This window comes from Actinopolymorpha rutila, from assembly GCF_013407855.1.
Classification (GTDB): Bacteria; Actinomycetota; Actinomycetes; order Propionibacteriales; family Actinopolymorphaceae; genus Actinopolymorpha; species Actinopolymorpha rutila.
In genome coordinates, this window is the sequence record NZ_JACBZH010000001.1 from 6,198,965 (window position 1) to 6,219,104 (window position 20,140).

Genomic DNA, 20,140 nt, shown 5'->3' on the forward strand with positions numbered 1-20,140 from the left:
GTATCGTCGCGCCATGGCGGCGTTGCGTGAGCCCCCGTCCCGTAATCCCTCGTACGGTGAGCCCTCGTTCGAGGTCCTCGACGACGGACGCGTCGAGGAGACGACCACTGTCGGCCCTCGTCGCGGTGGCGGCCGCCGGCTCCGGACTCGTCGGTTCGTGCCCCTGGTGGCGGTACTTCTGGTCGGCCTGGTCGGTGGCGCCGCGTCGACCACCTGGTGGGTTCGCCGGCCCGGCGGCATCGCCGACACCGAGCCGGTCCGGCTGTTCGCCCAGGCAAGCTCCGGCGCCGACGAGCCCGACGACCGCGCCTGCGTGTCGGTGCTGGTCGTACTGCACAACCTCGGCGACCATCCCCTCACCGTCGAACGCGTCGACGTTCGGCTACCGCGGCTGCGGACGAGCCGGCAGTGCCCGCCGCCGGAGCAGCCCGCGGGCGACGCGGTCATCCGGTCGGCCGGCTATCTCGCGTACGTCCTTCGCCTCGGACTGGTCTGCCCGTCGGGCCCTTCGTCCGCGGCAACCTCCACGCCGGCGCCCGAACCGCGCTACACCGCCGTCGCCAGGAGCCCGTTCGGCCGGCGGACCACGGTCACCGGCACCGTCGACACCAGCGGACTGGAGTCCGGGGCCGAACTGTGCGGCCAACGCCCCAACTCACTCACCCTGTGGTGGTCGGGCGAGCACGCGTCCCGGGTCGACGCTCCCGGCCGAACGCCCACCCTCCGGTTGACCGGGCTGGTCGGTTCAGGCCTGTCCGCGCCGGACGTCGCACTCACCTCGCTCGGCACTGCCCCCCGCAGCGCGTTCGCCGTCACCGCGCACGGACTGCCGGTTCGCCTGCACTCCGACACCGACCGTCAAGTCGTCGTTGACATCACGGTACGGGACTGCGCCAGGGCCCGGAGGTTCGCCGACGCCGACCTGGTGCTGACCGCCACCACCCGGCCGGCCGCGCACGTCTCGGGCACCCTCACCGACGGTCCACGAACACTGACGGTCGCCCTGGTCCGCCTGGTCGACGCAAGCTGTGGCGCTCCCGCTCCGACCAGGTGAGCGGGCCCCGAGGCCGGGCTCCGACTCGGCGCCTGGGTCGGCCTCGGATCGGCCGACCCGAAACCGCCCCGGCCACGTGCCCTCGCGTACCATCGCCGCACCATGGAAGAGTCGGTACGACGGTCGCTGGGTCGCTCATTCGGGCGCACCGCCGCGGACTACGAACGCAGTCGTCCCGACTATCCTCAGGCCGCCGCCGACTGGCTGCTCGCCGGTCTGGACGACAGCCCACGCAGCCGTGCCGGCTGGCCCCCGACCGTCGTCGAGCTCGCCGCCGGCACCGGCAAATTCACCCGGTCCCTGGTCGCCGCCGGCCACGACGACGTCATCGCGGTCGAACCTGCCCAGCCGATGCTGGACCGACTGGTCCGCGCGGTTCCCGAGGCCCTCGCGGTCCGGGGAGTCGCCGAGCGCATTCCCCTCGCCGACAGCAGCGCGGACGCGGTGCTCGTCGCCCAGGCATTCCACTGGTTCGACACCGAACCCTCGCTGGCCGAGATCGCGCGGGTGCTGCGGCCCGGCGGGATGTTCGGCCTGGTGTGGAACTACCGCGACGAGTCGGTCCCCTGGGTACGCCAGCTGTCCCGCCTGCTCGGCAGCGACCGGCCGCAGCCCCGGCACGCGGAGGAGCTGATCGAGAAGCTGGAGTGGAGCAGGCTGTTCACCCCGCCGAAGCGGACGACCTTCCGGATGTGGCAGCAGCTGGACCGGCAGAGTCTGGTCCGGCTGGTCGCATCCAGGTCGTACGTCTCGACGATGTCACCGGCCGACCGCGAGGAGCTGCTGTTCAACGTCGGGCAGCTCTTCGACGTCACCGCCCGCCAGCCCGACGGCCTGCTGCTGCCGTACACGACGATCTGTTACCGCGCCGGTGTGCGCAAATGGTGACGGTCCCGGGTGCGAGACTGGCTCGATGAGCGGCAGCGGGGACCACGACGAGCCGGCAGACTCCGCCGGGCCGGCCGGGCCGGCGTCGGAGGAGCCCGGCCGGGTCCTGCACCGCTGGGCGGTCGAGCTGGCCGCGATGGCGCAGAACGGCCTGACCTACAGCTCCGACCGCTACGACATCGCGCGCTACGAACGGCTGCGGTCCATGTCGGCCGACCTGATGGGACTGATCGGCACGCCCGACGCGGCGGAGTTCCGGGCGGCGCTGAGCGCGGAGGCCGGGCACGCCACCCCCAAGGTCGACGTACGCGGCGCGCTCTTTCGTGACGACCGGGTACTGCTGGTCCAGGAGGCCCGCGACCGCCTCTGGACGCTCCCCGGCGGCTGGGCGGACGCGCTGGACTCCCCGTCGGACGCCGCCGAACGCGAGTTCGCCGAGGAGGCCGGCCTTCGCGTACGCGCGCACCGGCTGGCGGCGGTGCACGACGGCTCGCTCCGCAACGGCCACGCCGGCAGTCCCTGGCACACGTACAAGCTGTTCTTCCTCGTCGACCGGCTGGACGACTCACCGCCGCGGGCGGGTCTGGACGGCGAAACCGTCGACGTCGGCTTCTTCGCCCTCGACGACCTGCCCGAGCTGTCCACCGCCCGGTGCACCGCGGACCAGCTGGCGATCCTGCTCGCCCACCACCGCGACCCGAGCCTGCCCACCGACTTCGACTGATCCGGCGGCGCAGCCCGCGACCTCGGCGTACCCACTCCGTACGACGGCCTCAGTTTGCCGTTCCGTGAGCGCCACTTGACGAAAACACTTCCGGCGCGCCGCCGACACCTCTACGGTTGGCCTCCAACGAAGTCACGGTGCGACACCGGCACGTGTCGGTGAGGCACCGCCACAACGTCGGACGCGGCGGCCCGTCGGTGCACGGGCGCCGCACACAGCGGAGGTGGGCAGCGTGGCCGGACCCGACGCGAGACCTGAGCCGAAACCCGATCCGGGGACCGGAGCGACCGTCGCGAACCACAGCGCGTACGCGGAGATCGCGCGCAGCGAGGAGTTCGGCCGGCTGCGCCGGCGCCACCGCGGGTTCGCGTTCCCATGGACCATCGCCTTCCTGGCCTGGTACCTCCTCTACGTCCTGTGCGCCAACTGGGCACCCGGGCTGATGAGCACCAAGGTGGCCGGCAACGTCAACGTCGCACTGGTGTGGGGGCTGTTGCAGTTCCTGTCCACGTTCGTGATCGCGTTCCTCTACAGCCGGCACGCGCGCCGCCATCTCGACCCGGTGGCCGGAGAGCTCAACGACCGGTTCGAGAGCACCCGCACCCAGCCGGGAGCCGCACGATGAGCGGCCTGCTGACGTCGGCCCAGGTGACGGCCGCACAGGTGACGGCGGCACCGGTCCCGTCCTCCGACCACCGCACCCTGACGATCGTGCTGTTCCTCGTCGTCGTGGCGATCACGTTGTACGTCACGCTGGTGGCCAGCCGGCAGAACCGCACCGCCGCCGACTACTACGCCGCCGGCCGGTCCTTCTCCGGCTTCCAGAACGGCATGGCGATCTCCGGCGACTACATGTCGGCCGCGTCGTTCCTCGGCATCTCCGGTGCGATCGCACTGTCGGGCTACGACGGCTTTCTCTACTCCATCGGGTTCCTCGTGGCGTGGCTGGTCGCGCTGATGCTGGTGGCCGAGCTGCTGCGCAACTCCGGACGGTTCACCCTCGCCGACCAGCTCGCCTACCGCATGCGGCAGCGACCCGTACGCACCGCCGCCGCGGTGTCCACGCTCGGCGTCTCGATCTTCTACCTGCTGGCGCAGATGGTCGGTGCGGGCTCCCTGGTCGCCCTGCTGCTCGGCATCAGCAGCGACACCGCCAAGAACATCACCATCGCCCTCGTGGGCGCGCTGATGATCTTCTACGTCACGGTCGGCGGCATGAAGGGCACCACCTGGGTGCAGATCGTCAAGGCCGTCCTGCTCATGGGCGGCACGTTGCTGGTCACGGGCATCGTGTTGTGGAAGTTCGGCTTCAACCTCTCCGACCTGCTGGGCACGGCCGCGGACCGCAGCGGCAAGGGGCAGGCGTTCATCGAACCCGGGCTGAAGTACGGCAAGACGCTCACCTCCAAGATCGACTTCCTGTCCCTCGGCCTGGCCCTCGTCCTCGGCACCGCCGGTCTGCCGCACATCCTGATCCGCTTCTACACCGTGCCGACCTCGCGCGCGGCGCGGTCCTCGGTGCAGTGGGCGATCGGCATCATCGGCGTCTTCTACCTGATGACGCTGGTGCTCGGCTTCGGCGCGGCGGCCATGCTCGACACCGGCCCGGACTCCCAGGTGGCAGCGACCGCCGGCAACGTCGCCGCCCCGCTGCTCGCGGAGGCGGCCGGCGGCGGCGCCGGCACGACCGGCGGCGCGGTGCTGCTGGCGTTGATCGCCGCGGTGGCGTTCGCCACGATCCTCGCGGTGGTGGCCGGCCTGACGCTCACCTCGGCGTCGTCGTTCGCCCACGACATCTACGCGCACGTGTTAAGGCGCGGTCAGGCGTCCGAACGCCAGGAGGTGCGGGTCGCCCGGATGGCCGCGATCCTGATCGGCGCGGTGGCGATCGTGCTGGCGATCCCGGCACAGCGGCTGAACGTCGCGTTCCTGGTGGCGCTGGCGTTCGCGGTGGCGGCCTCGGCCAATCTTCCGGCGATCGTCTACAACCTGTTCTGGCGGCGGTTCAACACCCGGGGCGCGGTGTGGAGCATCTACGGCGGGCTGGGCAGCGCCGTCGTGCTCGTCTTCTTCTCCCCGGTGGTCTCCGGCAAGGTCGCACCCGACGGTACGAGCGCCTCGCTCTTCCCGCTGGGCGTCGACTTCGCGTGGTTCCCGCTGGAGAACCCCGGCATCGTGTCCATTCCGCTCGGCTTCCTGCTCGGCTGGGCGGGCACCATGCTGAGCAGGGACACCGACTCCGAACGCCGCTTCGACGAGTTGCAGGTCCGCGCCCTGACCGGCGCCGGGGCGGAGGTCGCGTCCGGTCGCTGAGCGACGCACCGTTGGACCGTCCGAGCACCGACATCGTCACGCTGCGCGCCAGCCCGGGTGGCCAGGGTGGTCTCCGGTCTGCCGGTCGGCCACGGCCGGTCCAGGCCACCGGGTGCGGACCGGGCACGCTCCCGCGGTGTCGGACTGGAGGGCTAGGGTCTAAGGACCCAGACTGCCAGCACATCTAAGAAGGGGTTGTCCGTGAGCGAAGCACTGTCGAACCTCCTGCGGGAAGACCGCCGCTTCCCGCCGCCCGCGGAGCTCGCCGCCGCCGCCAACGTCACCAAGGAGACCTACGCCGAGGCGGACGCCGACCGGATCGCCTTCTGGGAGAAGCAGGCCCGCCGGCTGCACTGGGACCGCGAGTGGGACGAGGCGCTCGACTGGAGCAAGGCGCCGTTCGCGAAGTGGTTCGTCGGCGGCCGGATCAACGCCGCGTACAACTGTCTCGACCGCCACGTCGAGGCCGGCAACGGCGACAAGGTCGCCTACCACTGGGAGGGTGAGCCGGGCGACACCCGCACGATCACCTACGCCGAACTGCTGCGCGAGGTGTCCAGGGCGGCCAACGCGCTGACCGAGCTGGGCGTGCGTGCAGGTGACCGGGTGGCCATCTACATGCCGATGATCCCCGAGACCGTGGTCGCGATGCTGGCCTGCGCCCGGCTGGGCGCGCCCCACACCGTCGTGTTCGGCGGCTTCTCCGCGAGCGCGCTGCGCGACCGCATCCAGGACTGCGACGCCCGGATCGTGATCACCTCCGACGGCGGCTACCGCCGGGGCGCCCCGAGTGCGCTGAAGCCGCAGGTCGACCAGGCGCTCACCGAGTGCCCCGACGTCCGCAACGTCCTCGTGGTGAAGCGCACCGACCAGGACGTGGAGTGGACCGAGGGCCGCGACCTGTGGTGGCACGAGGCGGTCGACAAGCAGAGCGACCAGCACACCGCGGAGTTCTTCGACGCCGAGCAGCCGCTCTACGTCATGTACACCAGCGGCACCACCGGCAAGCCCAAGGGCATCCTGCACACCACCGGCGGCTACCTCACCCAGGTCGCCTGGACCCACTGGGCGGTCTTCGACGCCAAGCCGGACGACATCTACTGGACCGCCGCCGACATCGGCTGGGTCACCGGGCACTCCTACATCGTCTACGGCCCGCTGGCCAACGGCGTGACGAGCGTGATGTACGAGGGCACGCCGGACACCCCGCACCGCGGCCGCTGGTGGGAGCTGATCGCGAAGTACGGCGTCAGCATCCTCTACTGCGCGCCCACCGCGATCCGGACGTTCATGAAGTGGGGCGAGGACATCCCGGCGGACTTCGACCTGTCCTCACTGCGCGTTCTGGGCAGCGTCGGCGAGCCGATCAACCCCGAGGCCTACGTGTGGTACCGCACCTACATCGGCGGCGGCCGCACCCCGGTCGTGGACACCTGGTGGCAGACCGAGACGGGCGGCATGATGATCACGCCGCTGCCCGGGGTCGCCGACGGGAAGCCGGGCGCGGCCATGACCCCGCTGCCCGGGATCTCCGCCGAGGTGGTCGACGACGCCGGCAATGCCGTGCCCAACGGCGCCGGTGGCTACCTCGTGCTCACCGAGCCGTGGCCGGCGATGCTGCGGACGCTGTGGGGCGACGACCAGCGCTACGTCGACACCTACTGGTCGCGGTTCGAGGGCCGCTACTTCGCCGGCGACGGCGCCAAGAAGGACGACGACGGCGACATCTGGCTGCTCGGCCGGGTCGACGACGTCATGAACGTCTCCGGGCACCGGCTGTCCACCACCGAGATCGAGTCCGCGCTGGTGTCCCACCCGAATGTGGCCGAGGCCGCCGTGGTGGGTGCCACCGACCCGACCACCGGGCAGGCCGTGGTGGCGTTCGTGATCCTGCGCGGCAGCGCGGCCGCCTCCGGGGAGCAGGCGGCGAAGGAGTTGCGCAACCACGTGGCCGCCGAGATCGGGCCGATCGCCAAGCCTCGCCAGATCCTGGTGGTGGAGGAGCTGCCGAAGACCCGATCGGGCAAGATCATGCGCCGGCTGCTGCGCGACGTGGCCGAAAACCGCGAGCTCGGCGACGTCACCACCCTCACCGACTCCTCGGTGATGGAGCTGATCCGGACCAACCTCTCCACGCCCGGCGCGGCCGACGACGACTGAGCAGGCAGGACCGAGCGGGTTCGAGCCGAGCCTGTGACGACGCGGCCCTGGTGTTCCCCGAGGGGAGTACCAGGGCCGCGTCGTTTTCCGCCCATCAGGGCCGGACCTCACGCGGGTTCTGGTAGACCCGCAGTACGCACTACTGGCCGAACCCTCCAGCTGCCCGGCGAACTCCGGAAGGACACCATGCGCGCTCTCGTCGTCGACCACTCCGCTCCCGCACATCTGCGGCTCGCCGAGGCACCCGATCCGCGACCGGCCGCCAACCAGGCGCTGGTCGAGGTACGGGCGTTCTCCCTGAACTACGGCGAGCTGGCCGGTCTGCCCAACCAGCCCGAGGGCATGGTGCCGGGCTGGGACGCCGCCGGCGTCGTGGTGGCCGCGGCCGCCGACGGGACCGGTCCGGCGGAGGGCTCCCGGGTGGTGACGTTCGGTCCGGCCGGCGCCTGGGCGAGGCTGCGCGCGGTGGACACCACCGAGCTCGCCGTCGTACCCGACGAGGTCGACCTGGGTACGGCGAGCGCCCTACCGGTGGCCGGCGTGACGGCGCTGCGGGCGATCCGCAGGTTCGGGTTCGTCGGGGGCGAGCGGGTCCTGGTGACCGGGGCGTCCGGCGGGGTGGGCAGGTTCGCGGTGCAGATCGCGGCGCTGGCCGGCGCACACGTGATCGCCAGTGTCGGCCGGCCCGAACGCGGCGCGGGCCTGGCCGAGCTCGGTGCCGACGAGGTGGTCGTCGGTCTGGACACGGTGGCCGGTCCGCTGCACGGGGTGGTGGACAACGTCGGCGGCCCACACCTGGTGAGGGCGTTCGGCCTGCTGGGCGAGGGCGGCTCACTGCAGTCGATCGGCGCCACCTCCGGTGAGCCGGCGGTGTTCCCGCCGTACGCCACGGTCGGCATGCACCGCCGGTTGGAGGCGTTCACCATGGGCGGCAACCTCGCCGGAGACCTCGGCTATCTCGTCGGCCTCGCCGCCCGTGGTCGTCTCGACATCCAGGTCGGACGCCGCGGCTCGTGGGAGCAGATGGCCGAGGCGGTCGAGGCGTTGTTCGGCCGGCAGGTGGCCGGCAAGGCCGTGCTCGACGTCAGCTGAGCGCCCAGGTCCCGGTCCGGCTCCTCAGGTCGGCCAGTCCAGCTGCGATTCGGGCACACCGACCGAACGTCCGTACGCCCTGGCCGCCGTCTCTCCTTCCCGATCGCCGCGGGGGTGCCGGAAGACCCGGCCGGCGTAGACGACGAACGTCTCTTCGTTCGTACGGAAGTCGACGTACCAACTGCCGGAGTCCAGCGCACGTGCGAACCGCTCCGCCAGCGCCGGCGCACGGTCGTCGGGAACCGAGAACGACAGCAATGTCCACACCACCGGCTGCCCCGCCGCGGGGTCTCCGACGGCGGCGCGGACGATCCGGTGCACGATGAGGTCGAGCCCGTCGAGCCCGTCGAGCCCGTCGAGTTCGGCGTCGGTGCGCAGGCTCTCCGCGATGAGCGTTCCCTCGGCCATGGGTCCTCCAGGTCCGTGAGCACGGCGTGCCGGCCGTACGTTAGTCCCGACCACCGACAGCGCCCGATTCCTGGCCTCTTCCTGGGGAACCCCGTGGACTTCCAGCCGATCGAACGCCCTCCGGACGCCTTCCAGCAGTCGGTCACCGCCGACCAGGTCGTGGCCATGTCGCTGCGTGCCTTCGGCCCGCACGTGCAGGTCCGCGCGGGGGTCGAACTCGGCAACGGCTCGTACAACAACACCTACCGCGTCGACCTCACCGGCGATCTCGATGCAAACGTCACCGAAGGCGTCGACGCGCATCCGCCCCAGGACCGCTCCGTGATCCTGCGCGTCGCACCCGAACCCGCCCGGCAGTTCCGCACCGAGCGCGAGTTCCTGCGCAACGAGGTCGCGAGCATCCCCCTCCTCTCCCCGATCGCCGCGCTGATGCCGAGGTTGCTCGCGGCCGACTTCAGCCACGCGGTCGTGAACCGGGACTACGTTTTCCAGTCGTTGCTGGACGGCGTACCGGCACCCCAGGGACTGGCCGCCTACCCGCGCGCGTCCTGGGCGGCCTTCTTCCGAAGCCTGGGCGCGATCACGCGGACCGTCCACGACGTACGCGGTGAAGGCTTCGGCCCGGTCAACGGTCCGGCGTTCGCCACCTGGGCCGAGGCGTTGGCCGCCCGCCTGGCCGACCTCGCCGCCGACCTGGACGACCTCGGCCTGGACGCCACCGACGTACGCCAGGTCGCCGAGGTAGCGGGCCGCCACCTCGGCGTGCTGAACCGGATCCGCGAGCCTCGGCTGCTGCACGGTGACCTGTGGACGGTCAACGTGATGGTCGCGCCCGACGCGCCGGAGCCCACGATCTGCGGGGTTTTCGACTGCGACCGCACCTCCTGGGGTGATCCGGAAGCGGACTGGTCGATCCTGCTCGCGGGCCGGCGTCCGGGCACCGAGCGGGACGCGTTCTGGGATGCGTACGGACCGTTGGCGAACTCCGGCGAGGCGAGGCTGCGCCGGCTGATCTACCGGGCCTCGCATCTCGGCGCCGCGCGGCTGGAACGTCACCGGCTGGGAAACGCGGTCGGCGTCGCCGAGTCCTACGACGAGCTGCGCGAAATCCTGGCCCTGCTGACCGACTGACGCCCAGGCGGGATCGTCGTCAGTCGTCGTCGAGCTGGAAGCCCTGCCGGCGACGGACCCGATCGTGCACCCCGGCAGGCAACGCATCCGCGGCCAGCAGCCGCGGCAGCAGCTCCGGCTCCAGGGTGAGGGCACGGAACGTCAGCGCGATCGTGACGTCGTGGTCGGGCCGGTCGACGACGACCACCTCGTCACCGGCCCGCACCTGTCCGGGCGTGACCACCCGGAGGTAGGCCCCGGGCAGCGCGCCGCGAGTGAACGTCTTGATCCAGCCGCGTTCGGCGAGCCAGCCGACGAACGTCGAGCACGGGATCCGAGGCACCGACACCTCGAGGACCGTCGAACCGATCCGCCACCGCTCGCCGATCCGAGCGCCGTTGACGTCCACGCCGACCGTGGTGAGGTTCTCCCCGAACGAGCCGGGCCGCAACTCCCGGCCGAGCACGCCCTGCCAGTGGTCGAGATCCTCCCGGGCATAGGCGTACACCGCCTGGTCGTCGCCGCCGTGATTCTTGCGGTCGCCGATGAAGTCGCCCACCAGACCACTGCCCTGCCCGCCGTGCTTGGGACCGGGTGCGCGCACGTCGACCGGCTCGGTGACCGGCAGCTTGTCGATACCGGTGGTGCCGGTGTCCTTGTGCGGGTTGGGTGCGGGAGCCCCGACGTTGACCGAGAGAACGTGTGCCATCGCGGCGACCCTACCGGGCACTTGCAACCGCCTCAGGGGCTGTCCTTGGCTCGGTCACTTGCGTCGCCGCTGCATCCGAGGCTGCTGCAGCGTCGGGTCGTCCGGGCGTACGGGCGCCAGCTGCTGGGTCTTGTCGTCGGCGTTGCCCGACTGGGTGGCGTCGTCGGTTGGAGCGGACCCACCCGCCGGCTGGACACCGTTGGCGCCGTGGTCGCCGTGGTCGCCGTGCTCGGTCTTCTCGTCCGCGTTCTGGCCGGTCTTCTCGTCCGCGTTCTGGCCGGTCTTCTCGTCCGCGTTCTGGCCGGTCTTCTCGTCCGCGTTCTGGCCGGCGTCCTGCCCGGCGGGCGGGGCCGAGGGACCCGGGACACCGGCGGCGGGCAGCGCGAGGCCGGCGTCCTCTCCTCCGGACAGGGTGGCGAGCATCTGCCGGAGGTTGGCCATCTGGGCGAGGATGCTGTCCCGCCGCTGGGCGATGGACTTCAGCTCACGGTCGGCGTCGCCGCGGACACGCTCCGAGTGAGCCTTCGCCTCGGAGAGGATCGTCTGTGCCTTGCGCTGCGCCTCCTCGATCGAACGCTCGGCCTGCGCGGCGGCCTCGGCCTGGTGACGGCCGGCCTCGGTGTGGGTCTGCTCGGCGCGCTCCAGGACGGCCGCGAGGTGCTGCTCGGCGGCCGACCGCCGCTCGGCGATGTCCCGGTCGGCGTGCTCGCGGCGCTGGGCGAGCGCGCGTTCGAGGGCGACCGTGGCCTGCGCGGACTTGGCGCGCTGGTCCTCCAGCAGCGCCTCGGCCTCGGCCCGGACGGTAGCGGCGTCCCGCTCGGCGGCCTCGGCGATCTCCGCGGCCTGGTCCTTCGCCTCGCTGAGCAACTCCGCGGCGCCGCGGTCGGCCTCGGCGCGCCGCTCGGTGGCGTGCCGCTCGGCTTCTTTGCGCAGCTCACCGGTGGCCTGCTCGGCCTCCTGGCGTAGCTCGTGGGCGTGGGTGGTCGCTGCGGCGCGCTGCTCGGCGGCCTCCTCCTCGGCCAGTGCGAGGATGCGGCCGATGCGCTCGCCGAGATCGGAGTAGTTCGACTCGCTGCGCCGCTCCCGGGCCTGCGCGGCCTTCGCCTCGAGGTCCTGCACCCGGCCGGCGAGGTAGGACTTCTCCCGGCGAGCGGTGTCCAGGGTCTCGTTGAGCTTGCGGACCGTCTGGTCCACCTGGGCCGGCTCGTAGCCCCGGCGGACGACGCGGAACGAGGTGGTGTTGGGGTCTGGCATGGGCACTCGTCCTTCGGGTCCGGCGAGAAACTCTGGCGGTGATACGGCGGGTTGTGCGTGCAGCGGAGCGCGCCCGCGAGGGCATACGTCACCGACGGCGCCGCGGGCAACGACGTCGTGTGGGCAGCTGTTGTGGGCCGCTCGCGAACACCGAACGCCTCGCGGCGACGTGAGGAAATCCTAACCGCCGTCCCTGACACCAACCAGGCCGCACATAAGGCGTGAGAAGGTCATACCGGTACGCAGTGGGCCGAGGCGCCGCACCCGCGCGGGCCGGACCTGTGCCAGCATCGGGATCCGTGTCGAGCACTCCGCGCCGCCCCCACCGACCCGGGTCCCGAGCCGGAGCCCGGTCCCGCACCAGCTCCGGACCAGGACCAGGACCAGGCCCCCGAGCCAGGGACGCCCGGGTCGGCCAGGACCTGCACGTCGGCGCCCGCAACGCGCGGTTCCAGCAGTGGCAGGCGCTGCTGGACAACCGCACGAAGCGCAATCACCAGGGCGAGTTCCTCGTGCATGGCGTACGGCCGATCACCCTGGCGGTCGAGCACGGATGGCCGCTGAGCGCGCTGCTGCGCCCGGCGAGCAGCAGGTCGACGGAGGCGACTGGGGCGACGTCGGAATGGGCCCGGCGGATCACCGAGCGCGTTCGCGCCGAGCAACCGGACGTGGAGCACGTCGCGGTGGCCCCCGAGCTTCTGCGCGAACTCGGCGAGAAGTCCGACGACCTGCCCGAACTCCTCGCCGTGGCCCGGATACCCGCCGACCGGCTGGACCGGATCGACGTAGGTACCGACGGCCTGGTGGTGGCCTTCGACCGACCGGCCAACCCCGGCAACATCGGCACGCTGGTCCGTTCCGCCGACGCGTTCGGCGCCAGGGGCGTGCTGGTCACCGGTCACGCCGCGGACGTCTACGACCCGAAGGCGGTGCGGGCGAGTACGGGCTCGCTGTTCGCGCTGCCCACGGTGCGGGCAGCCGCGCCCCGTGACGTGCTCGCCTGGGTCGCGGACCTGCACGCGGACGGCGTACCCCTGACAGTGGTCGGCACCGACGAGGCCGGGACCGAGGACGTCGACCAGGTGGATCTGACCGGCCCCACGCTGCTGGTCGTCGGCAACGAGACCCGCGGCATGAGCGCGGCCTGGCGCGAGGCCTGCGACATCGTGGCCCGGATACCGGCCGGCGGCGCCGCCAGCTCACTGAACGCCGCGGTCGCGGCCACCGTCGTCCTCTACGAGGCCGGCCGCCAGCGCCGGAGCGAGCAACCGAGGTGAACCGAGCCGTCCCGTAGGGTGGGAGCCGGTGCGCCGGGAAGTCTGGTCGGCAGTCCTCAGCGGAGCCTGCCCACGCGCGGGTCCTCCGCCGACCCAGCCGACGGACGGAGACCACCATGGCGCGCCCCACCGAACGCCTCCGCCAGCTGGTTCTTCCCGACCAGACCGGGGCCGAACGCTCCTTCCTCGGCGACGTCCTGCGCCAGGAGACCGTCGGCGGCGCCCTCCTGCTCGGCGCCGCGGTGATCGCGCTGGTCTGGGCGAACTCCCCGTGGCATGCCGGTTACGAGCACGTACACGAGTTCGCGATCGGCCCGCTGTCGGTGGAGCAGTGGGCCGCCGACGGGCTGCTGGCGATCTTCTTCTACGTCGCCGGTCTGGAACTCAAGCGCGAACTCGTCACCGGCTCCCTGCACCGGCTGTCCCTCGCCCTGGTCCCGGTCGCCGCCGCGCTGGCCGGGATGGTGGTGCCCGCGCTGCTGTACGTCGCGGTGGTCGCCGGCTCCGGTGACCGGACCGCCCTCGACGGGTGGGCGGTGCCGACCGCCACCGACATCGCGTTCGCGCTGGCCGTCCTCGCGGTCGCGGGCTCGGCCCTGCCGCCGGCGCTGCGCGCGTTCCTGCTCACCCTGGCCGTGGTGGACGACCTGGGCGCGATCACGGTGATCGCGGTGTTCTTCACCGACCACCTCGACCTCGTCGCGCTCGCGGTGGCGGTGGTGTTGCTCGGTGCGTACGCCTACCTCCAGCACCGCCGGGTCCGTACGCCGTGGATCTACGTCCCGCTGGCCGTCGCGGTCTGGTGGTTCGTGCACGAGAGCGGAGTGCACGCGACGGTGGCGGGGGTCGCCCTCGGCCTGCTGACCCGGGTGCGGCCCGACCCGGACGAGGTGCACTCCCCCGCCGAACGCCTCGAGCACCGGATCCGCCCGCTGTCGGCCGGCCTGGCCGTACCGGCGTTCGCGTTGTTCGCGGCCGGGGTCCCGGTCAGCGCGGCTGCCCTCGGCGCGATGGTGCGCGACCCCGCCGCGGTCGGCGTCATGGTCGGCCTGGTCGTCGGGAAGGCGGTCGGTGTCTTCGGCGGCGCCTGGCTGACGGCGACGTTCACCCGGGCCGACCTCAACCCCGACCTGGAGTGGCGGGACATGTTCGCCGTGGCCGCGCTGTCCGGGATCGGGTTCACCGTCTCGCTGCTGGTCGCCGACCTCGCTTTCGGCTCCGACCCGGCGGAGACCGCCCGGGTGAAGGCGGCCGTCCTCACCGCGTCGCTGGTCGCCGCGACGGTCGCGGTGGTCCTCCTTCGGCTGCGGCGCCGAGCACGTCAGGTGACATAGTCATAGTCTTGTCGCGACCTGGTCGAGAAACATCGCCAGGAGCCGTTACGAGGCAAGGAGCGCGCATGGCCACGCACCACGACACTGTGCCCGGATCGCAGTCCCGCGCCTCGGCGTCCGACGAGCGGTCGCTCGGCCAGCTCGTCGCGGACGCCAGTCGCGACCTGTCCACGCTGCTTCGCGGCGAGATCGAGCTTGCCAAGGTGGAGCTGAAGGAGAGCGCCACAGCGGCCGGCAAGGGCGCGGGCATGTTCGGCGGCGCGGCGTTCTTCGGATACGTCGCGTTCCTGATGCTGTCCGTCGCCGCGGGCTACGGCCTGGTGGCCGCCGGCCTGCACCCGGCGCTCGCGTTCGTCGTCGTCGGGGTCGTCTACCTGATCATCGCCGGCATTCTCGCCCTGATCGGCAAACGCAACATGAAGAAGGCCGGTCCGCCCGAGCGCACCAAGCGGTCCATCGACGAGACCAAGACGATGATGCAGCAGCTTGGCCACGGCGACCAGAACGCCGGCGGGCGGCCACAGCTCGACCCTTCGCGCCGGTAGTCGACGCGGTAGGTCAACACGCCCCGAGGGCGCCGAGCGGTCACCTCCGCGTCGGTTCGCTGTCCGCTATGGGACAGTGGAGGCATGAGCGCCCACGCAGGGGGAGCTGTCGAGATCGACGGGCCGTGGACCCACCGCTGGGTGGCGGCCAACGGCGCCCGGTTCCACCTGGCCGAGTGCGGCAACGGGCCGCTCGTCCTCTTCCTGCACGGTTTCCCCGAGTTCTGGTGGGCGTGGCGGCACCAGCTCCCCGCGCTGGCCGACCTGGGATACCGTGCCGCCGCCATGGACCTGCGCGGGTACGGCGGTAGCGACAAGACGCCGCGCGGATACGACCCGGTGACCCTGGCCGGCGACGTGGCCGGGCTCGTGCGTTCACTCGGCCACTCCGACGCCGTCCTGGTCGGGCACGGCTGGGGCGGCTACGTCGCCTGGGCCACCGCAACCCTCCATCCCCGCCAGGTCAGCTCGCTGGCCGTGGTCGGTGCGCCGCACCCGCTCCGGCTGCGCCGGGAGGCGTTCCGGGGCGGCAGCCAGCTCCGCTCCGCCGGGCACGTCGTGTCGTTCCAGACCCCGCTGCTGCCCGAACGCCAACTCGTCGCCGACGACGGGGCGCTCGTCGAACGCCTGCTGCGCCGGTGGTCCGCCCCCGGCTCGGCGTTCCCCGATCCCGAGGCGGCCAGGCGTTACCGCACGGCGATGCAGCTGTGGCCGGCGCCGCACTGCGCGCTGGAGTACTACCGCTGGCTGGTACGGGCGGCGTTCCGCTCCGACGGGCGCAGGTTCGTCGCCCGGATGAAGCAGCCGGTCACCCAGCGGGTGCTGCAGGTGCACGGGATGCTCGACCCGTCGGTCCTGCCCGCCACCGCCGAGGGGTCGGCGGAGTACGTCGCCGGCACCCACCGCTGGCGGCTGCTGGACGGCGTGGGCCACTTCCCGCACGAGGAGGCGCCGGACGCCTTCCTCAAGGAACTCCTGGCCTGGCTCGACGACGCCTGACCAGGGCGTACGCCAGGGCGCCTGGGCCCGGGTCTCCGCGGAGGCCGCCGGGGATCCGGTCAGGAACAGCCGCCGGTCGACACCGGTTTGCGGGCGTCCACCCCGGCCCGGGCGTTGGCGGCCACCTCCTCCGCGGTCAGCGCGTACCCCGTCGAACCGTCCTCGACCGACGCGGCGAAGACCAGCCCAGTGACGGTGCCCTCGGGCGAGACCAGCGGACCGCCGGAGTTGCCCGGCCGCACCTTGGCGTACAGCGAGAACACGTCGCGGGTGACCTGCTGGTCGCCGTAGATGTCCGGGCCCCGCAGCGCCTGCTCCGACCGCACCCGGGCCGCACCGGCGGTGAACGGGCCGTTACCGGGGTAGCCGAGCACCGCGCCCTCGTCGCCGGGCTTGGCCCCCTCGTCCAGCGGAACCGGCGCGAGCGGCAGGTCGGGAACGGCGAGGATCGCGACGTCGCGCTCGGGGTCGTACGACACCACGCGGGCGTTGTAGCGGCGGCCCTCGCGGGTCTCCACCCGGGGGGCCGACACCCCGGCCACCACGTGGGCGTTGGTCATCACGCGGTTCGGCGCGTACACGAACCCGGACCCCTCCAGGGACCGCGAGCACTCCAGCGCCACGCCGGTCACCCGCACCACGCTGCGGCCGGCGCGACGGATGTCGGGGTCCTTCAGCACACCGGCGGCCGGCGGCTGGGCGGGCGCGATGCGTTCGGTCTCGAACGGCGCGAGGTAGCGCGGGAACAGGCTGGGGTCGACCACCCGGCCGAACGCCTGCACCGCCTGCGCCCCGAACGGCGGGACGATCTCGTCGACGGTCGCCAGCACCTTCGAGCCGCGGACGGTCGTGGAGACGTCCCCGAAGCGGGCGCTGGCGACCGCGGAGCCGAGGATCCAGGCCACCACGAGCATGGCGGCGATGCTGAGCGCGGCGCCCGCGGTCGCGTCGACGAAGTGCGCCGGGCGCCAGGTCACGTGCGAGCGCAGGGCGGCGCCGAGCGCGGCACCGAGCGCCTGGCCGAGGAAGGCGCAGACCAGCACGATGCCGAGCGCGACCAGGGAGACGCGCAGGCCGGGTTCGTACTTGTCCAGGACGATCGGTGCGAGCCACGCGCCGGCCACCCCGCCGCCGATCAGGCCGGCGACGCCGAGGGCGCCGATGAGGAAGCCCTGCCGGTAACCGGAGATGCCGTAGCAGATCGCCGCGACGATCAGGATGATGTCGAGCACGTTCACGACGGCCTCCGGTCATCGGTGGCACGGGCCGCCCCGAGCTCGACCAGGTGAGTGGGCAGGTCCTCGACCCGGTTGGCGTCCCAGGGCCGCTCCCAGCCGGCGAGAGCGATCAGCCGGTCGAGTACCCCGCCGGTGAAGCCCCACACCACCAGGCCGGCCACCGCGAACGCCGGGCCGACGAAACCGGACGGATGGCGTACGGACAACCGGTTGGCGGGGTCGAGCAGCGTCTCCAGGGGTACGCGGTGCACCGAGGCCACCTCCGCGACGTCGACCACGCGCACCGGCGAGGGTGCGTGCCACCAGCCGAGGACCGGCGTGACGAGGTAGCCGGACGGCGGGAGCCAGAGGTCGGGCAGCGTCCCGAACACCGTGACACCGGCCTGGTCCAGCCCGGTCTCCTCCACGGTCTCCCGCAGCGCCGCGGCCACCGGGCCGGTGTCGGTGGGGTCGATGGCGCCGCCGGGGAAGGCGGGCTGGCCGGCGTGGGACCGCAGCGTGTGGGCGCGTTCGATCAGCAGGATGTCGGGGCCGTGCACCCCCTCGCCGAACAGCAGCAGCACGGCCGAGGCGCGCCCGCCCCCGTCGGGTGGCAGTGCCCGGCTGAAGTCGCCGGGCCGGGCGCGGCGGGCGACGTCTCGTACGGGTTCCAGCCAGGTAGGCAGGTCGACCGGGTCCTGCTCCGCGTGGGCGTCGGTCCTCACAGCTTCACTCCCAGGTAGGTCCGTACGTCCTGGCGCAGCTCCCGCTCGGAGTCGTACGGCCGGTGTGCCACGTGCACGACCTTGCCGTCGGCGTCCACGAAGACGGTCGCGGGGATGCCGGCGAGCAACCCGAAGGGCGCCAGCAGCCGTTTGTCGGGGTCGGCCAGCTGTGGGTAGCGCAGGCCGAGGTCGCGGGCGAAGGCGAGGGCGAGCTCGGGACGCGGGTCGGCGAAGTCGACACCCACGACGCGCAGCGAGTCACCGGCCGCGGCGTAGAGCTTCTGGAAGTGCGGCGCCTCCGCCCGGCACGGCCCGCACCACTGCGCCCAGACGTTCAGCACCGTCGGGGCGCCCTTGAGGTCGCTCAGGCGCACGGACCGGCCGGACCCCAGACAGACCAGGGTGACGTCGGGCAGCGGCTTCCCGCCGGGGGGCGCCGGCGGAGCCTGGTGCACGGAGCCGCCCGGGCCGACCGTCAGCTGGGCGCAGGGCGCGATCCCGGCCCGCGCGCGAAGCGTGGCCAGGCGCTTGCTGTCCGGGGCGGTGGACTTCCCCGAGGCGGGCGTACCGGTGGATGTCGGCGTCTCGGTGACCCGCTCGCCGACGCCGGCCGGCTGCTGCCCGTCCGGACCGCCGGTGCCCGCGCAGCCCGCACTCAGCAGAGCGAGCATGAGGCCCGCGACCGCGTACGCCGTCCGTCTGCCGCCGTGCCTCATTGGGTGTCCAGTGCCTCCGCGGCACTACGGACGAGCTTGCTCGCGGTCTTGGCGTCGGTCGGTCCCTCGCCGAAGGAGGGGCACAGCGGCGCGACCGGGCAGGCGCCACACGCCGGCCGGCGGGCGTGACACCGGCGGCGGCCGTGCCAGATGAGGCGCTGGGACATGTCGGTCCACTCGCGCTTCTCGATCAGCGCGCCGACCTCGTGCTCGATCTTCACCGGGTCGGTCTCGGTGGTCCACCCGAAGCGCCGGGACAGCCGCTGGAAGTGGGTGTCGACGGTGATGCCGGGGACGCCGAACGCGTTGCCGAGCACGACGTTGGCGGTCTTGCGACCCACGCCGGGAAGGGTGACCAGATCCTTCAGCTTGCCCGGCACCTCGCCGGAGTAGCGCTCGACCAGCGCCTGCGCCATCCCCATGATCGACTTCGTCTTCGCCCGGAAGAACCCGGTCGACTGGATGATCGACTCGACGTCCTCGGGGTTGGCGGCGGCCAGGTCGGCCGCGGTCGGGTATTTCGCGAAGAGTGCCGGAGTGACGAGGTTGACCCGCTTGTCGGTGGTCTGGGCGGACAGGATCGTGGCCACCAGCAGTTGGAACGCGTCGGTGAAGTCGAGCTCGCAGTGCGCGTCGGGATAGGTCTCGGCCAGGATCCGGTTGATCCGCCGCGCCCGTCGGACCAGGGCCAGCCGGCTCTCCTCGGGACGGCCGGCGCCCTTCGCGGCCTTGCCTGCGGGCTTGCCGGTGGGGGTGCTCGGCGTGCTCGCGGCACTCGCGGAGCCGCGCCCGGGGCGGGTCGTGGAGCGGGCCGAACCCGCGGCGGGTGGTGTCACGCGGGTCAGCCTACGTGGCCTAGCTACCGCGATCATGGTGTGGCGCGGCACACTAGACCGCGGGTCGGCACGGCGCGGACCCGGAGGAGGATCACCGAGTGAACGACGTGCTGCGGCAAGCGCCGCTGTTCGCGGGCCTGGACGACGCCGCGGCGACGGCTCTGCGCGCCGCCATGCACGAGATCCGCCTGCGCCGGGGCGACGCGCTCTTCCACGAGGGCGACATCGGGGACGAGTTGTACGTCGTGATCGACGGCAAGGTCAAGATGGGCCGAACCTCCTCCGACGGCCGGGAGAACCTCCTTTCGGTGCTCGGGCCGGGCCAGATGTTCGGCGAGCTGTCGGTCTTCGACCCCGGCCCGCGGTCCTCCACGGTCACGGCGGTCACCGACGCCACGCTGCTGGTGCTGGGGCAGGACCAGCTGATGACCTGGCTGACCGGCCGGCCCGAGGTGTCCCGCAACCTCCTGCACCAGCTCGCCTCCCGGCTGCGCGCCCTCAACGAGGCGGTCGCCGACCTGGTGTTCTCCGACGTACCCGGCCGGGTCGCCAAGGCGCTGCTCGACCTGGCCCGGAGGTTCGGCCGACCCGCCGACGGCGGCATCCACGTCCACCACGACCTGACGCAGGAGGAGCTCGCCCAGCTCGTCGGCGCGTCCCGGGAGACCGTCAACAAGGCGTTGGCGGACTTTGCGCACCGGGGCTGGATCCGGCTGGAGCAGCGGGCGGTGGTCATCCTCGACGTGGAGCGGCTCACCAACCGGGCCCGCTGACGGGGC

At 72.4% G+C, this 20,140-nt stretch carries 20 protein-coding genes; 13 read left to right on the forward strand and 7 right to left on the reverse strand.

Annotated features, from left to right (window positions below):
* Window positions 1-13 precede the first annotated feature (13 nt).
* From F4554_RS27820 to F4554_RS27850, 7 genes are all read left to right on the forward strand, one after another.
* Window positions 14-1,054: a hypothetical protein gene (locus F4554_RS27820; RefSeq protein ID WP_179790454.1), complete on the forward strand. Its 1,041-nt coding sequence runs from the start codon at window positions 14-16 to the stop codon at window positions 1,052-1,054.
* 102 nt (window positions 1,055-1,156) lie between these two features.
* Window positions 1,157-1,942: a class I SAM-dependent methyltransferase gene (locus tag F4554_RS27825; protein WP_179790456.1), complete on the forward strand. Its 786-nt coding sequence runs from the start codon at window positions 1,157-1,159 to the stop codon at window positions 1,940-1,942.
* Window positions 1,943-1,967: 25 nt separating this feature from the next.
* Window positions 1,968-2,666 (forward strand): NUDIX hydrolase, encoded by a 699-nt coding sequence (locus F4554_RS27830; protein WP_179790458.1) that lies wholly within the window; start codon window positions 1,968-1,970, stop codon window positions 2,664-2,666.
* Between the two features lie 232 nt (window positions 2,667-2,898).
* Window positions 2,899-3,291, forward strand: coding sequence for a DUF485 domain-containing protein (locus F4554_RS27835; protein ID WP_179790460.1), 393 nt, complete (start codon window positions 2,899-2,901; stop codon window positions 3,289-3,291).
* Window positions 3,288-4,979, forward strand: coding sequence for a solute symporter family protein (locus tag F4554_RS27840; RefSeq protein WP_179790462.1), 1,692 nt, complete (start codon window positions 3,288-3,290; stop codon window positions 4,977-4,979). The genes F4554_RS27835 and F4554_RS27840 overlap by 4 nt, the downstream gene beginning before the upstream one ends.
* Window positions 4,980-5,180: 201 nt before the next feature.
* A complete protein-coding gene (acs, locus tag F4554_RS27845) occupies window positions 5,181-7,139 on the forward strand; it encodes an acetate--CoA ligase (protein WP_337796223.1) in 1,959 nt (652 codons plus the stop codon).
* Window positions 7,140-7,325: 186 nt separating this feature from the next.
* Window positions 7,326-8,231 carry a zinc-binding dehydrogenase gene (locus tag F4554_RS27850; protein WP_179790466.1) on the forward strand — a complete coding sequence of 302 codons (906 nt, stop codon included), beginning with the start codon at window positions 7,326-7,328 and terminating at the stop codon, window positions 8,229-8,231.
* 24 nt (window positions 8,232-8,255) lie between these two features.
* On the opposite strand, the gene F4554_RS27855 is transcribed toward F4554_RS27850, so the two are convergent.
* Window positions 8,256-8,639, reverse strand: coding sequence for a hypothetical protein (locus F4554_RS27855; protein ID WP_179790468.1), 384 nt, complete (start codon window positions 8,637-8,639; stop codon window positions 8,256-8,258).
* 93 nt (window positions 8,640-8,732) lie between these two features.
* Between F4554_RS27855 and F4554_RS27860 the strand changes: the two genes are divergently transcribed.
* Window positions 8,733-9,770, forward strand: coding sequence for a phosphotransferase (locus F4554_RS27860; protein WP_179790470.1), 1,038 nt, complete (start codon window positions 8,733-8,735; stop codon window positions 9,768-9,770).
* 19 nt (window positions 9,771-9,789) lie between these two features.
* Here F4554_RS27860 and F4554_RS27865 read toward each other — a convergent pair whose 3' ends face one another.
* Both F4554_RS27865 and F4554_RS27870 read right to left on the reverse strand, forming a co-directional pair.
* Window positions 9,790-10,458 carry an MOSC domain-containing protein gene (locus F4554_RS27865; protein ID WP_179790483.1) on the reverse strand — a complete coding sequence of 223 codons (669 nt, stop codon included), beginning with the start codon at window positions 10,456-10,458 and terminating at the stop codon, window positions 9,790-9,792.
* 54 nt (window positions 10,459-10,512) lie between these two features.
* Entirely contained in the window at window positions 10,513-11,712 is a 1,200-nt protein-coding gene (locus F4554_RS27870) for a coiled-coil domain-containing protein (RefSeq protein WP_179790485.1), read from the reverse strand.
* A 299-nt stretch (window positions 11,713-12,011) separates the two neighbouring features.
* Here F4554_RS27870 and F4554_RS27875 point away from each other — a divergent pair, with 299 nt between their 5' ends.
* The 4 genes from F4554_RS27875 (at window position 12,012) to F4554_RS27890 (ending at window position 15,867) form a co-directional block, all read left to right on the forward strand.
* Entirely contained in the window at window positions 12,012-12,989 is a 978-nt protein-coding gene (locus tag F4554_RS27875; protein WP_337796224.1) for a TrmH family RNA methyltransferase, read from the forward strand.
* 116 nt (window positions 12,990-13,105) lie between these two features.
* On the forward strand, window positions 13,106-14,323 hold the full coding sequence (gene nhaA, locus F4554_RS27880; protein ID WP_179790487.1) for a Na+/H+ antiporter NhaA: 1,218 nt from the start codon (window positions 13,106-13,108) through the stop codon (window positions 14,321-14,323).
* Window positions 14,324-14,388: 65 nt separating this feature from the next.
* On the forward strand, window positions 14,389-14,868 hold the full coding sequence (locus F4554_RS27885) for a phage holin family protein (protein WP_179790489.1): 480 nt from the start codon (window positions 14,389-14,391) through the stop codon (window positions 14,866-14,868).
* An 84-nt stretch (window positions 14,869-14,952) separates the two neighbouring features.
* The gene (locus tag F4554_RS27890) at window positions 14,953-15,867 is read left to right on the forward strand and encodes an alpha/beta fold hydrolase (RefSeq protein ID WP_179790491.1); all 915 of its coding nucleotides are present in this window, start codon (window positions 14,953-14,955) and stop codon (window positions 15,865-15,867) included.
* 59 nt (window positions 15,868-15,926) lie between these two features.
* Here F4554_RS27890 and F4554_RS27895 read toward each other — a convergent pair whose 3' ends face one another.
* From F4554_RS27895 to nth, 4 genes are read right to left on the reverse strand one after another with little or no spacing between them, the layout of a single operon-like run.
* Window positions 15,927-17,105, reverse strand: a complete 1,179-nt coding sequence (locus F4554_RS27895; protein ID WP_179790493.1) for a MarP family serine protease — start codon at window positions 17,103-17,105, stop codon at window positions 15,927-15,929.
* Window positions 17,102-17,809: an NUDIX domain-containing protein gene (locus tag F4554_RS27900; protein ID WP_179790495.1), complete on the reverse strand. Its 708-nt coding sequence runs from the start codon at window positions 17,807-17,809 to the stop codon at window positions 17,102-17,104. The genes F4554_RS27895 and F4554_RS27900 overlap by 4 nt, the downstream gene beginning before the upstream one ends.
* Window positions 17,806-18,525 (reverse strand): TlpA family protein disulfide reductase, encoded by a 720-nt coding sequence (locus F4554_RS27905; protein ID WP_179790497.1) that lies wholly within the window; start codon window positions 18,523-18,525, stop codon window positions 17,806-17,808. Before F4554_RS27905 ends, F4554_RS27900 begins: the two co-directional genes overlap by 4 nt.
* Window positions 18,522-19,211 (reverse strand): endonuclease III, encoded by a 690-nt coding sequence (nth, locus tag F4554_RS27910; RefSeq protein ID WP_202890229.1) that lies wholly within the window; start codon window positions 19,209-19,211, stop codon window positions 18,522-18,524. The genes F4554_RS27905 and nth overlap by 4 nt, the downstream gene beginning before the upstream one ends.
* Window positions 19,212-19,459: 248 nt before the next feature.
* On the opposite strand from nth, the gene F4554_RS27915 reads away from it, so the two are divergent.
* Window positions 19,460-20,134 carry a cyclic nucleotide-binding domain-containing protein gene (locus F4554_RS27915; RefSeq protein ID WP_179790500.1) on the forward strand — a complete coding sequence of 225 codons (675 nt, stop codon included), beginning with the start codon at window positions 19,460-19,462 and terminating at the stop codon, window positions 20,132-20,134.
* Window positions 20,135-20,140 lie beyond the last annotated feature (6 nt).